The sequence below is a fragment of the Bacillus sp. FSL R5-0593 genome (genome assembly GCF_038603755.1).
GTDB lineage: Bacteria > Bacillota > Bacilli > Bacillales > Bacillaceae > Bacillus > Bacillus velezensis.
The window spans coordinates 1,820,552-1,835,543 of the sequence record NZ_CP152011.1 but is presented as its reverse complement, the minus strand read 5'-3'; the positions used below and the strand labels follow the sequence as shown (position 1 = coordinate 1,835,543).

The 14,992-nt window shown below is 50.5% G+C and carries 1 protein-coding gene; it reads right to left on the bottom strand.

The window, feature by feature from the left end; translation table 11 throughout:
* Window position 1: 1 nt before the first annotated feature.
* Entirely contained in the window at window positions 2–14,953 is a 14,952-nt protein-coding gene (locus NYE36_RS09120) for a non-ribosomal peptide synthetase (RefSeq protein ID WP_265450929.1), read from the bottom strand.
* Window positions 14,954–14,992: the final 39 nt, after the last annotated feature.

Sequence of the window (14,992 nt, the reverse complement as noted above, 5' to 3'; positions counted from 1 at the left end):
GTTAAACCTCCACTTCATAGGTATCCCAGATGTTTGCCGCAGCTTTTTCGTTCGTTTCTTCTTTGCTGTCCGGCGAAATCAGCCGCTTTTTTAATGCAGGCGGTGTTAAAGGATGGCGCTTGATTCGGCGCCCTTCGTCTTCCTGCCACGCTTCCACAATGACGTGGGCGTTTGTTCCGCCGTCGGCAAAGCAGTTAATTCCTGCCGCCGGTATTGGTGACGGCCAGTCTGCCAGAGTGCGGCTGAACTGAATATTGGCCTTTTCTCTATCAAAATGTGTGTTTTCATGCTCGCCTGATAAAAACGGAATAAAGCTCTTTTCTTTCAGCATGAGAACAACTTTTATGAAACTTGCAATTCCTTCCGCGCAAAGCGTGTGCCCGATGTTCGGTTTCACAGATCCGATTCCGAGCGGGCCGGCGTCTTTTGAACGGTAGACGGATTGAATGGCCTTCAGTTCTAACAGATCCGTCACGACCGTGCCTGAACCGTTCGCTTCAATATGAGTAATGTCTTCCGGCTGTTTTCCGCTTTTTTCAAGAGCCGTCTTCATGACGGATTTTTGCGCTTCCAGACTCGGCGTAGCCGGGCCTGCCGTTCTTCCGTCATTATTGACGGATACCGCCTTCACTACGGCATAAATAGAATCTCCGTCTTCAATGGCCTGAGACACGGTTTTTAATAGAACCATTCCGACACCCTCGCCCAGCACGACTCCATCGGCGCGTTCGTCAAATACATGGAACGACTGCGCTTTACTTAATATGCCGCGCTGTTCAAATAATTTATGGGTTTCTTCTGATTCAAACAGGCTCACGCCGCCGACGACGGCCGCTTTTATTTCTCCTGTTACAAGAGCCTGCACGGCCATATTCATTCCGACTAAAGCAGAAGAACAAGCCGTATCGAGGACAACGCTCGGGCCGCGCATATCAAAGTATTGAGAGAGATTGGCGGCCAAATAATTCTGGCCCAGCGCGACGATCGGGTTTTTCGCGTCCAGCAGTTTCTCTTCACCCGGTCTGTGACGGCTGCGTCCGCCGAGATACACACCTATTGCTTCTCCCTTTATCTCATCCGGCGTATAGCCCGCGTGATACCACAGGTTAAGGCATTCTTCCAGAGCGGCCAAAGCTTGAGGGTCCATTGCCTTTACATCTTCTTCTGCCAGTAAAAAGAAGTCCGAATCAAATTGATGAATTCCATCAAGCATTCCCGCGTAATAAGGTGTCTTCAACCCCCATCGCTCAGCCGGAACAGGATCGATAGCCGAACGGCCCTCAGCCAAAAGCGACCAGTACGCCTCTAAGGAAGCCGCCCCCGGAAACCGGCAGGACATGCCGACGACCGCGATATCTTCCCGGTGAATCTGTTTTCCGGCCGGCTCTTCTTGCACCTTAACGGCTTGTGTTTCAATTACCGGCTCAGCCGGCTTCTTCAGAACAGGCTTCGCCGCCGCCAAATCAAACCGTTCTGACAAAACTTCTGTATACCCTTCGAGAAGCCAATTTGCGAAAGATTGAATCGTCGGATATTCATACAGAATGGACGGGTCAAGCGATGCCGAGAGATTCCGATTGATCCGCTGCAGAAGCTGAGCGAGAATAATGGAATCCACTCCGTAATCTTGGAATACTACGTCTGTCTCAAGCTGATCCTGGTCAATCCGCAGCTCTTCAGAAAATAATTCTTTCAGCCATTCTTCTGTTTTCCTTGTTAATTGAGCGTTGTCTGCGGCAGTATAAGCGGTTTTTTCCGCCGGTTTTACCATAGCCGGACTCATTGGCTGATCCTGCCTGCTCCGCCGCAGGAATCGCTCCGGCTTCCACAGCTTAGGATTCAGAACGGCCGGCAGCACCGGGCCCCTTGCTGATTCAAGAAGTATGCCGTCAAGGAGCTGTAATCCTTCTGCATTCGTGATGCTGTATAGCCCGCTCTCTTTATAAGCTTTGTTCGTTACTTCGCCCATTCCGGTTTCTTTCCAGTTCGGCCACTGAATGCTTACGATCGGCAGCTGCTCTTTGTATGAGTTTGCAAAATAGTCCATATACGCATTGGCCATGGCATAGTCGGCCTGTCCTGCCGAAAGCGCCGGTATCGCAGCTGACACGGAAGAGAACAAGACGAAAAACTTCAGCGGCTCTTCTCTGAGCACACTGTATAACGCCTGAAGCCCGTCTACTTTCGGCTCGAGCACGCGCTGTATGTCTTCATCGGTTTTTCTGATGAATGCGAGCGTCTCTTTATCGGTCACACCCGCGCAGTGAATCACGCCGCCGATAGGTCCGAGCGTCTGTTTTATCTGACTCAGTTCCTGTCTCAGCCCGGCTTCATCAGCTAACGGGACTGACAAAACCTTCACTTGTACACCTTTGGATTCCAAGTCGAGAACAGCTTCAGTTTTCGCTTTTACAGAAGCCGTCACCCCATTCAGTCCGCCCGTCCACTCACTTCGCGGCGGAAGGGTCTCGCGGCCTGTAAGCACCAGTTTTTTCACTCCGTAATGTTCGGCAAAATGGCGTGCGCATAAAAGACCGATCCCCCTCGTCCCTCCGGTGATCAGAAGCACATGGTTGTCCGGAAAATCAATTCTCTCGCCTTGCATATTCATATTTTCTGAGCCGCTTAATACAGCGCGGTAACGCAAGCCGTCCCTCCGGCAAACTTCCGCGTCATCAGTGCGGGCATGAAACTCATCGGCAATCTGCTTCGCCAGTTTGTCATCCGAAAGCGCTCCTTCAAGGTCGAGATGCCTTGAAGACAGGTGACCGTACTCGCATGCCAGCATTCTGTACAGACCGGCCCGTTTTGCTCCTGTTGTTTGATTGGCCTCTTTATTTAATGACTCAAGGTCTTTTGTGACACAAAGCAGTGTCATCCCTTCTTTATGCCCATGCTCAATCAATTGCTGAAGCCATTTGATTCCGGCCATGTCTTGAGAATCTTCTTTCGCTGCGCCGAGGAGGTCGATGACTCCGTCAAACGCCTGCCAGTCATATTCACCGGTAAGGTCTGATGCGGTGATGATACGGTGATTCGGCATGTGCGCTGCGATCTCTTCTGCGAGATTGATCGTGTCCCCGCCTGTCAAAATCGCAACGGAACGTGCGCACGGTTCGCCCAGTTCGAGCGGGCTCAGTTCCCATTGTTTCGTCAGAATACGTTTCATCCGTTCCTCTGTATGGACCCTCTTTTTGTCAGGATTCTCAGGCACCCAATACGTGTCTTTTGCGAACGGATAAGACGGAAGACTGAGTAAACGCGGCGTACCCTTTTCATACAGCCGGTTCCAATTCAATACGCCGCCTTTCACCCATACCTCTGCCAGCTTGGCGAATTTGCCTTTTTTAATCCAGGCGTCAATGACGATGTCCATATCTTCATCGGCCGTGAACAAGGCAAACGTATCTTTATTGCGGTGAGACTGGCCGGTGTACAGCCCGGCGATGTTTTTCTCATTTTTCGTAAATGCTTCCAGCTTTGTTTCCAATTCCGCCATCGTCGCTGCAAGAATGGCCAAGCGCTCTTCCATTTCGTCCCTTCCGGTTTGCAGCGTATAAGCGACGCCCGCCAAGTCTTGATCTGTATACGGCGTTTGACGGATCGCTTTTTGCAGCTGCTGCGCCTGTTCAAACAGTTTTTCTTTTGATTTGGCGGACAAAAGGATGATTGCCGGATTTTCCGGGCTGTGCTCAGGCTGAGCGGCTGCTTTCGGGACATACTCTTCAATGACGATATGGGCGTTGACCCCGCCGATGCCAAATGAGCTGACCCCGGCCCGGCGCGGAATGGCATTTCCGTTTCTATCTTTTGCTGCCGCCCATTCCTGATTTTCCCGCACGATGTAGAAAGGACTGTCATCAAGCTGAATGTACGGATTGATCGTTTCGCAATGCAGGCTTTTCACCAGCGTTTTGTGCTTCATTTGCAAAAGCACTTTCATGACGCCTGATACTCCCGCGGCAAGCTCTAAATGGCCGATATTGCTTTTGACCGAACCGATGCCGCAGCGGTGACCGGAGACTTCAGGCTCTTGATTTGTTTTCGCCAGCTCGTGAAACGCCGCTTTCAGACCGTTTATTTCAATCGGGTCGCCCAATTCCGTTCCTGTACCGTGCGCTTCAATATACGTAACGGTGCTCGGGTCCACTCCCGCTTTCCGGTATGCTTTCACTAATAAATCAGCCTGCAGGTTCGGATTCGGCGAGGTTAGCGTATTCGCCCGGCCGCCGTGGTTTTCAGCCGTACCGCGGATCACGCCGTAAATCGGATTGCCGTCACGTTCTGCATCTGTCAGTTTCTTCAGCATCAGAATTCCCGCGCCTTCTCCTCTGACATACCCGTTGGCATCTTTGGAGAAGGTTTTGCATTTTCCGTCTTTGCTGAGCATGCCTGCTTTGCTGTAGCTGATATGCGCTTCTTCCGTCAGAATCGTATTGATTCCCCCGGCAATCGCCATGTCGCATTCTCCGTTTTCTATAGCGGATACCGCCCGGTGAATCGCCACAAGCGAGCTTGAGCATGCCGTTTCAATCGGCTCGCTCGGCCCGTGAAGATTTAACAAATAGCTCAAACGGTTCGGACCAATGGAAGGAATCATGCTGCCTGTCGCCGCATGTCCTTCCGGCGCAAGACCTGCCCTTGTGAACAAATCTTTATAACCGGTATTTCCGGTGCCGATAAAGACGCCCGTATTTGTGCCGGAAAGGCTTTCCGGCTTACAGCCCGCATCTTCTATCGCCCGCCATGCATAAGTCAATAACAGCCGCTGCTGCGGATCTAAATATTGGGCTTCCCGCGGTGAAATCCCAAAGAACAGCGGATCAAATTCAGCTATTCCGTCGATAAAGCCGCCCCACTTGATATTCGTTTTGTTCCCTTCAAGATTCGGGTCGCCATCAAACGCTTGCCAATCCCAGCGTTCTTTCGGAATGGTTGTGATCGAATCCTTTCCTTCTTTCAAATTGCGCCAAAATTCCTCTATATCCTTCGCGCCCGGGAATCGGCCGCTGATTCCGACAATGGCAACCGGGTCAAAGCGGCGCGGCTCTTGTGTCGCTGCCGCAGCGTTCATTACCGTTGCGAAGCGCTTTTTCCGCTGCATTTTCGGTTTTTGGGCTTTTGGCTGCTCTTTTTTCGGAGACTCTTTCTTCTTTTCGCCGAAACGGCCCGGATGCTCTTTTGCCAAATATCCGGCGAGACCGCTGATCGTTCCGTACTCAAAGAAAATCGTCGGCGCCAGCTCCAGCTGATACGCTTCATTTAATTGATTCGTAAAGACGGTAAAGGATACGGAATCAAAACCGTATTCACTCAATTCCGTATCTGTATCTATGTCTTCACGGTCAACTTTTAAAATGCCGCTTACCATGGCTGTCAACTCGGTGTGAAGCGTTTGAAGAGATTCTTCTGCATCGTGTTTTTCTTCCGGCTGAGAAGGAAGGCCGGCTTCTGCCTCATCCGTCAAATACTCTGCTAAACTGCGGATCGTCCCGTGTTCGAAGAAGATCGTCGGCGCCAGCTCCAGCTGATACGCTTCATTTAATTGATTCGTAAAGACGGTAAACGATACGGAATCAAAACCGTATTCACTCAGTTCCGTATCAATATCAATCTCGTCTTGGCCGACTTTTAAAATTGAACTGACCATTCGGATAAGCGCACCGTGCCATTTGTCTCCCGAAACGGCGGATACAGGCTCTATTTTCTCCACCTGCGGCTTTTCAGTTTCAGAAACGGATAGGAACGACTGTTTTAATTTTGCAGCTTGTCCTTCAGCTGCTAAAAGCTGCGGCTTTTCCTGAGCCATTCCTTCATAAAATGCAGCCAGGCCTGACGCCTTTTGAAGCGGAACCATGCCGAAAGCTTTTTTCATCATTCTCTCCGTCTCGTCTCCCGCCTGCATACCGCCATCTTTCCACAGCGTCCAGTTAAAGGCGACCGTTTTTCCGTGCCGAAGGCCATTCTCCGTAAGGGATTGCCTGTAAGCGGCGTATGCATCCATAAACGCGTTGCCGGCGGCATAATCAGCCTGCCCGACGTTGCCGAGAACGCCGGAAACACTGGAGAACAATACGAAAAAGTCAAGATTGCAGTCTTTGCTGGCTTCATCTAAATAAGCGGTTCCGTTGACTTTCGGATCAAGCACTTTCCTGAACTCTTCCTTCGTTTTTTGCAGCAGGAAGCGGTCTTGTATCACTCCCGCAGCGTGAATAATTCCGTTAAGCTTTCCGAATTCCGCCGTAATCTCTTTGATCAGCGCTTCGTTTTCCCGCCGGTCCGCCGCATTCAGCTTTTTGTAGACGACATTTGCGCCTGAGTGCTGAAGCATAGCAAGCTCACGCTGTTTGGCTTCTGCCAGATTTGAGCGGCCCGTCAGAATGATTTTCGGGTGTTTTACGCGACCTGCGATTTCTTTTGCGAACATCAAGCCCAGGCTTCCTGCGCCTCCGGTAATCAGATATACACCTTCGTCCTTCCAGACGATGCCGCCCCCTGCGGGATGCATTTCTTCCCAAGCCTTCACATACCGTTTTTCTCCTTTATAACGGATATGTTTATCATGCGGCCGATGACTGTCGTTTTTCAGTTTTTGAGCGACAGCCGGCATTTCGCCGATTGATTCCATTTCGATGAGCTGACAGTCAAGTTTTCCGTATTCCAGCTCGGCTGTTTTTAACAAACCTGTTAACCCCGCAAACAATTGCTGGCTGCCGTCTGCTGAGATAACGGTCTGAATCAGAATGCGGCCCTGCCTTTTTTCGCTGATGATCAGCCGGATGTGTTCGGCGATTGTCTGCGCGTAGCTTTGGAAGCGTTCAGCGGCTGTTTCACCCTCACCTTCTGCAATCAGCAGTTCGGCGTCTTTCAGGCCGGATGCCGCTTCATCTTTTATACGGCAGGCATCTTCGCAAAGTATGATCAAATGCTCATCAGCACGGACAGCAGCTTTCTCGGATGCGGCGGCTTCTTTCCAGACCGGTGCAAACAAGACCTTTTCCGATCCTGATGGCGGCTGAGCCGATTCTGCATCGCCTTCAAGCACTCTCGTAGAGAATCCTCTCACCTTCACGCAAAGCGCTCCTGTTTCGTCGAACAGGTCAATGTCGGCTTTCTGCACGGAATCACCGGTTTGATATCCTTCACTGAAGCGTGCATGCGCCCGCATAGCCGGTGTGCATGCTTTGATGACTTCAAGATATTCCAGCGCAAACGGCAGAATCAGCTTTTGTCCGGAAAACTCCTGCATAATGCAGATCGTCGCCGTCTGAATAGCTGAATCAATGATGCTCGGATGAAGCGTAAATTTTCCGTTCGTGTGAGAAACAGAATCCGGAAGCTGTATGTCCGAAAGCACTTCTTTCTCGCCGATAAAGGCGGACTTAATGCCTTGGAAGGCTTTTCCGTGGAACATCCCCCTGCTCCGGCCTTCCCGATAAAAGGCCGCCGGATCAAGAATGTCCGCTGTGCATCTGTTTTGTATGGCAGAAAGGTCTCTCTCAGGCTCTTGTTCAGCCTTAATGATTTCGGCCCGTCCTTGGCTGTGCAGCACTTCTTCGCCGTCAGCGTTGACGCTGTAAATGTCATATGAGATGATGCCGTCCTCTTCAGGGAACAGCGCAATATGGACTTGGCGCTCTTGTTCGTGAACGACGATCGGCTTCATCCAGACGGTATGATGGAGCGTTATTCTGTCTTGGTCTTTTAATAAGCCGCCAAGCGCCCGTTTTACCGCTTCATAAGACATTTCCAAATATGCCGCTCCCGGCAGCACCGCTTTTTCCCTGACCACATGATCCTTCAGGAAAAATTCTGAGCCTGTAAACCGTGAGCTGAACCGCTGAACGGCCAAATCTGACGTATTTTGCTGCACGAGCGGGTGTAAAACTGAGACTCCGGTGTGTGCGGCAGATGTGTTCTTTTCTGCTTTTTTCGGCCAGTACGGCTCCTTTGCAAACGGGTAGACCGGCACGCTGATTCGTTTCGGATGCTTGTCTTTGTAAAGCTTGCGCCAATTGATGGCGACACCTTTACTCCACATTTCACAGAGCTTCGGTCCTTTTCCTTTCGCAAGCCATTTCTCAATGAGTTCAGCGCTGTCATCATCATCAGAAAGCCAGGCAATATCTTTCGCCTGCTGTTTTTCTCCTCTGAAGCAGCCTGTTACAGCCGGCTTATCATTGATAAAATCGGCAAGCTGCCGCTTGAGCTCCGCAATGCCGCTTGTGATAAAGGCCGCGCGCTCTTCCATCGCTTCCCTTCCGACTTGGAACGTGTAGGCAAGATCAGCGAGGTCTGTGTCCGTTTTTCTTTCCAGAAAAGCCAGCAGCTGTTTTGCGTACTCCTTCAGACGATCTTTTTTTCTGGCAGACAACGGAATGATGAACGGACCGGCAGCGTCTGCTGCTTCGGATGCATCCGGATATTGTTCAAAAATCGCGTGTGTGTTTGTTCCGCCAAGACCGAAAGAGCTTAAAGCCATGCGGTGCGCTCTGTTCTCACGGGTTAACTCTTTCTTTTCTCCCGCTACGTAAAACGGAGAGTCTTCTAAATGAAGATTCGGATTCGGCTCTTTGTAATTGATGCTCGGCGCGATTTCCTGATGATATAAGCTCATGACAACCTTGATGCAGCCCGCCATTCCGGCCGCTGTATCCAAATGCCCGAGATTTGTTTTGACTGAACCGATGCCGCAGTATTGTTTTTTATCTGTATATCGGCCGTACACCGATTGAAGTGCGGACAGTTCGATCGGATCGCCGAGTTTTGTTCCTGTGCCGTGAGCTTCGACGTACGCGATCGTTTCGGGATGGATGCCCGTCTGATCAATGACCTTCTGAATGACCTCAGCTTGTCCTTTGACGCTCGGCGCATAAAATCCGACCTTATCCGCTCCGTCGTTATTGACGCCGATTCCGCGCAGCAGCGCATAAATATGGTCGCCGTCCTTAACCGCATCAGACGCTTTTTTCAAGAGCACGGCGCCGGCCCCTTCACCGCCGATCATTCCGTCAGCATTCGCGTCAAACGCTTTAATATGCCCGTCGCTTGAAAAATTCAGCCCCGGCTGATGAACATATCCGGCGCTTGATTCCGTATGAAGGGTCGCACCGCCGACAAGGGCGTACTTGGCTTCGCCGGACTGCAGGCTTTGAAAAGCCGAATGCAGGCCGATTAACGAAGATGAGCAGTTGGCATGGACAAAATAGCTCGGCCCTTTCAACCCGAGTTTATGAGAAATCATCGTCGGAATCGTACCGCTTTGGGCAAGCACCCATGACACGTAGCCATCCGGCGTTTCCAGCTGTGCTGTCGTCTCCTCCGGCAGCAGGCTGCGGTAAGAGTTCGTGCTGGCAGACATATACACGCTTGTTTCCGGAATTTCTTTGGAGGTATACCCCGCATCCTCGATTGCCTTCCATGAATGGAGCAAAAGCATTCTCAGCTGAGGATCCATATATTCCGCATCTTTCGGTGAAAAGCCGAAGAAACCGGGATCAAACATTTCTTTCCCTTCTAAAACTGATTTAACCGGAACGAAGCCGGGATGATCAGCCAGTTCTTCAGAAATACCGAATCGGAGGAGCTCTTCTTTTGAAAAGAAGGTGATGCTTTCTTTGCCTTCTTTGATGTTATTCCAAAATTCATAATGATCTTTCGCTCCCGGAAACTCACAGGATATACCGATAATCGCAAGGCTGTCCTCGTAATAATCGGGAAATTCTCCCGCCGGGTGTTCCCGATCTTCTGTATTCACTTTCTTTTGCGGCACAGGAGCCAAAACGGTTTCTTTCGGTTTTTGTTCTGTGATGTACCGGCTGATGTCTTTTACCGTCGCGTATTCAAACAGCTCCGTTACACTGAATTCACAATCCAGTTCCTGCGTCATCCGGTCAGTGACCGTCACGGCAAGAAGCGAATCTCCCCCCGCATCAAAAAAGCGGTCATCAAGCTCTATATCTTTGCTTTTCAATACATCCTGCCAAATCGCCAGTACCGCCTGCTGGATATGAGTTGATGAAAATGTTTGTGTGTCCGGCTGCTTTTCCGTCAGATCGCGGGCAGCAAGAAGCTTGCGATCCACTTTTCCGTTCGGCGTAAGCGGCAGCTCTTCAAGACGGACAAACGAAGCTGGCGTCATATAGGCCGGCAGCGCTTGTTTCAAATGATTGCGCAATTCCTTTGCAGACGGAAGCGGCTCTCCGTTTTTCCGGATATAAAACGCGCAAAGCTTCTCATTTCCGGAGTGATTGTTCACAACAACTACACTTTCCTGTACAGCCGGATGGGCATTCAGCCTGCTCTCAATATCTCCGGGTTCAATGCGGTAGCCGCGGATTTTGACTTGGGTATCCATCCGTCCCATGTATTCAATGCGGCCGCCGGGAAGAAAACGCGCCATATCGCCTGTTTTATAAAGCTTTGATCCCAGTTCGAGCCGGTGACTGACGAAAGCTTTATCTGTCAGCTCAGGCTTGTTGAAATACCCTCTTGCCAATCCGTCTCCCGCAATACAAAGTTCTCCCGGCACCCCTTCTAAAACAGGGTTGAGACCGGAATCCATAATATACACGCGGGTATTGGCGATCGGGCGTCCGATCGTAAGCGCGCTCTCATTCTCCGTTATCCGCTGCACCGCGGACCAAATTGTCGTCTCTGTCGGCCCGAACATATTCCAAGCCTCACTTTTCGTATCGAGAAACTGCTGCTTCAATTGTTCGCTAAGCGCCTCTCCGCCGCAAAGGATTTTCACATTTTCTTCATTTGACCATCCGGAATGAAAGAGCATTTTCCATGTAAACGGCGTCGCCTGCATGATCGTCGGTTTGTACTCTTGAATCAGCTCTTTCAGCTTCCGTGCGTCTTTTGTGACTTCTGTCTTACAGATGTTGCACTCCGCTCCTTTGATTAAAGGAAGGTAAAGCTCCAGTGCCGCGATGTCAAAGCAATATGTCGTGACGGCAAGCAGTTTGTCTTTAGACGAAAGCCCCGGTTCATTCGCCATCGAGAGTAAGAAATTGGTCAGCGCCCGGTGCGGAATCATCACGCCTTTCGGTTTGCCCGTGCTGCCCGACGTGTAAATGACATACGCCAGATCGTCAGGTGTCACTAACCGCTTCAGCGACGTTCTTTCCGCGGCTGTACTTTCAATATGAGACCAATTGCGGTCAATGGCAGTGGTCTGCACGCCTCCCAAATTCAAAGAGTGCTCTAAATCAGCTGTCGTCAGGCACATTGAAATCCTGCTGTCGGCGATCATATATTCCAATCTGTCAGCGGGATAAGAAGGATCAAGCGGCACATACGCTCCCCCGGCTTTTAAAATGCCGAGAAGGCCGACAGCCATATGCAATGAACGGTCTGTATAAATGCCGATGAGATCATCAGGGCCTGCACCGTGCGCCTGCAAATAGAGCGCCAGCTTCGTGCTTTTTTCATCAAGCTCACGGTACGTCAGCTTTTGCTCTTCATACACGACCGCACAAGCGTCCGGCGTTTCTGCCGCCTGACGTTCGAATAATTCATGGAAGCAGGCATCCGGATATTCACGGCTTGTCTCATTCCAAGACTTAAGAATCATGTGCTCCTCTCTTTTTGTCATGAGAGAAACGTTCTCAAGCGGCGCATCCGGATTCGCCGTCAAAGCTTCAGCAGCTTGTACAAATTGGCTGAAAAGCCTGGCCGCCCCTGCTTCGTCGAATAATTCGGTGCTGTATTTAATCGTAAGATCCATGCCTGATGCTTCTTCCCACATTTCAAATACAAGATCATATTCCCCCTCCTGATGAATGTCTTTTACAAACTCACAGGAGAATTCCTTGTATTCATCAAGCATCGATTGATAGCTCGAATGCTGCAGAAAGTTCTGATAGAAAAAGGCATTGCTGAAAACAGGCGAACCGTTCTGCCGGGGTTTCGCATGCACATCACGCACCATTTTCGGAAACGGATAAAAGGAGTGATCCAGTCCGTCCAGGACGGCATCCTGCACCTTTTGAACAAAGTCAGCAAATGTTTCTTTTCGTCCGGCTCTGCTCCGTATGGGAAGCATGTTAAGGAAATGGCCGACCACTCCGTCAAAGCGTTCTTCGGGTCTGACCATTGCAGGCATGCCTGTCACAATATCTTCCTTATCCGTATATTTGCTTAAAAGCACCATATAGCAGCTCAGCATGACGGTAGACAAATGAATCGAACGGGATGCGGCAAACGCCGTTATATTATTCAGCAGCCGTTCGGGAAGACGGCGTGTCAGCGTATCTTCTGTAAACTCCGGAACACTGCTTTCCGTGCGCATCGGCGGAAGCTGAAGGTCAGGCAGATCGCCCTCGAGCTGTTTCATCCAGTAAGCGCGGGCAGCTTTGCTTTCTTCACCCGCTAAATACCGCTTTTCCCAAGCCGCGAAATCGGGATGAATACCGGGAGCGGCAGCTGTAAACTCTTCTTTTCCCTCCAGCAGCGCCTGATAAAGATCCAGCAGACTGTGAATAAATGTAATGGATGAAATGCCGTCAAACACGATGTGGTGAATGACCGTCAAAAGATAATGTTCCTCGGCGGATTTTGAAAGCAGCTGCACGCGCAGCAAAGGCCCGCCTTCTTTGACAAACGGCTCTTTCACTTTTTTCCGTATCAGAGCGGATATTTGTGATTCATTGACGTCAGAAATATCTTCTTCCGAGAATACAAAAGGATCTGCCGCTTCTATGAAATAAAACCCGCCGTCTGTTTCATTCACGGCGCTTTTGAGCATCGGATGCTGCTTTAATACGAGCTGAAACGCCTGTTTCAGTTTCTCTTTGTCGATTCCGGATGTGAATCGGAAACAGAGCGGGACATGGTATGCAGTCGTTTCAGGCGACATTTTCTGCAATGTCCACAGCCCTTTTTGGACTTCTGAAAGCGCTGGCGCCGTTTGCCGTCTCTCCCGTTCTGCCGGCGGTTCGGCTTTTTGGGGATGATGGTCCGCTGACATGTTTGCCGCTTTTTCAGCAGTATAAGCCGCTAAAGCGCCAATCGTCGGGTTTTTGTGCAGCTCTCTTGCCGTCAGCCGGATGTGATACGTTTTTTCAATTGATCTGGCGAGTTTCATCATCTTGATGGAATTGACGCCAAGACTTTGAAACGGTGTATTTGGATCAACGAGCTCATCCGCGATGGAAAGTTCCTCTTTCAGAAAACGGATAAAATCCCGTTCAATTTCTTTCTCTGCAGAAGCCGTGTCTGAATTGCCCCCTTCTTGTCTGTTATTATGTAATGAATCAAATTGCCCTTGTTCAAATGAATGTTTCAGCTGAGTGCGCTGGATTTTCCCGATCGCCGTCTTAGGAATGTCTTCTTTTGCGACCGGAAGCAGATAATCAGGGGTAACGCCGATTCTCTGTGTCACGTGCTGGTGAATGTGATGAAGAAGCTTCGTCATGCGGTTCTCATCCAACGGAACAGATGTCACAAAGAAAATCGCCAGCTCATCTGTCGTGCTTTGATTCGGCCGGACGGCGCATGCCGCTGTATATGACGTTTCAATTTCCGGCAATTCCTCAACGGCTGATTCAATGGCGTGGCTGTAATAATTCACACCGTTGATAATGATGGCATCTTTCGTGCGCCCCGTTATCGTCAGGCGGCCTTCACGCAGAAATCCGAGATCTCCCGTTTCAAACCAGCCGTCTTCTGTAAAGACACTCTCATTTAAGTCCGGGCGCTCATAATATCCGCTCGTTACAGTCAGACCTGACACTTGGAAGCGGCCGATTTCTCCTTCTTCCACCACTTGATTGCGGTCATCCGTAATTCTCATATTAAATCCCGGGATCGGCAGACCGATCTCGACGAAACGATCGTCGTCACTCGTGTTTTCCAGTGTAAACTCATCTGAGAAAATAACGCCCGAAGACGTTTCGGACATTCCCCATGCGGGACGGATGGCATTAGCCGGCAGACCGTGCGGCTCTAAAAGCTCCATAATTCTGCGTCCGACTTTCGCAACCGCGGCCTCCCCGCCGTTCAGCATGTAACGCATGGAAGATAAGTCCCATTTCCGCGTTTGAATCTCTTCTGCAAAATCAGCAAGCAGTCCAAAGGCAAAATTGGGGGCCCACGTAACCGAAGCGCGGTAATGATCAATCAGGTCGAGCCATTTTAAAGGGTCCATCAAAATGGATTCGCTCGGTATGTTGATTTCCTCACATCCGAGATAAACATCACGCAGATGAAGCATTCCGATGCCGCCGACATGGTCAAAAGGCATCCAGTTAAACGTGACATCCTCACTTGTATAGCCCTGCATCTGAATATTTCCTTTGACCATGCAGACGATGTTTTCATGGCTGAGCATCACGGCTTTCGGCGTGCCCGTGCTTCCCGAGGTCAAAAGCAGCATCGCCAAATCTTCCGGACGGGGATGATGACAGTCCGTATCCATTTCGTGCGCACTGAGATCTTCTGCCGCCAAAGCGCAAAACCCGGAAAGCTCCTGCTCCTCCGCCCATTCAGTCATCTCCGGCAGCACGTCACGGCTTGTGATGACATACGGCCGATTCAAAAGCGTCCAGGCGTCTTTCAGTTTTTGCGTCCCGCTGTTCATTTCTGTATAAGCCGGAGCGGCCGCAAGCGGAACCGGGATCGCTCCTAAAAAAACACAGCCCCAAAAAGCAGGAATCAGCTGGGAATTGTCACTGAGCTGTAATATGACTTCATCCTGAGCCTTCACTCCTGATTGGCGGAGCCCTTTCACAATCGAAAGAGCGATCTTTTTCAGGCCGCTGTAAGTCTGGTACACTTTGGTGCCGTCAGGCTGTATATATGTGATGCCCTTTTGATCTCCCGCGGCCGCGGCGGTTTTGTGCAGGACTTCAGGAATCGTCATCGGCTGATCCGCTGAAAGCCGCAATGATTTTCCATAGCTGACAGATGGCTTGAGTAACCCGCTTGCCTTCATATCACTTTTCATAGAGCTGCCTCCATTTCATCTGTATGTAAGATGTATGCC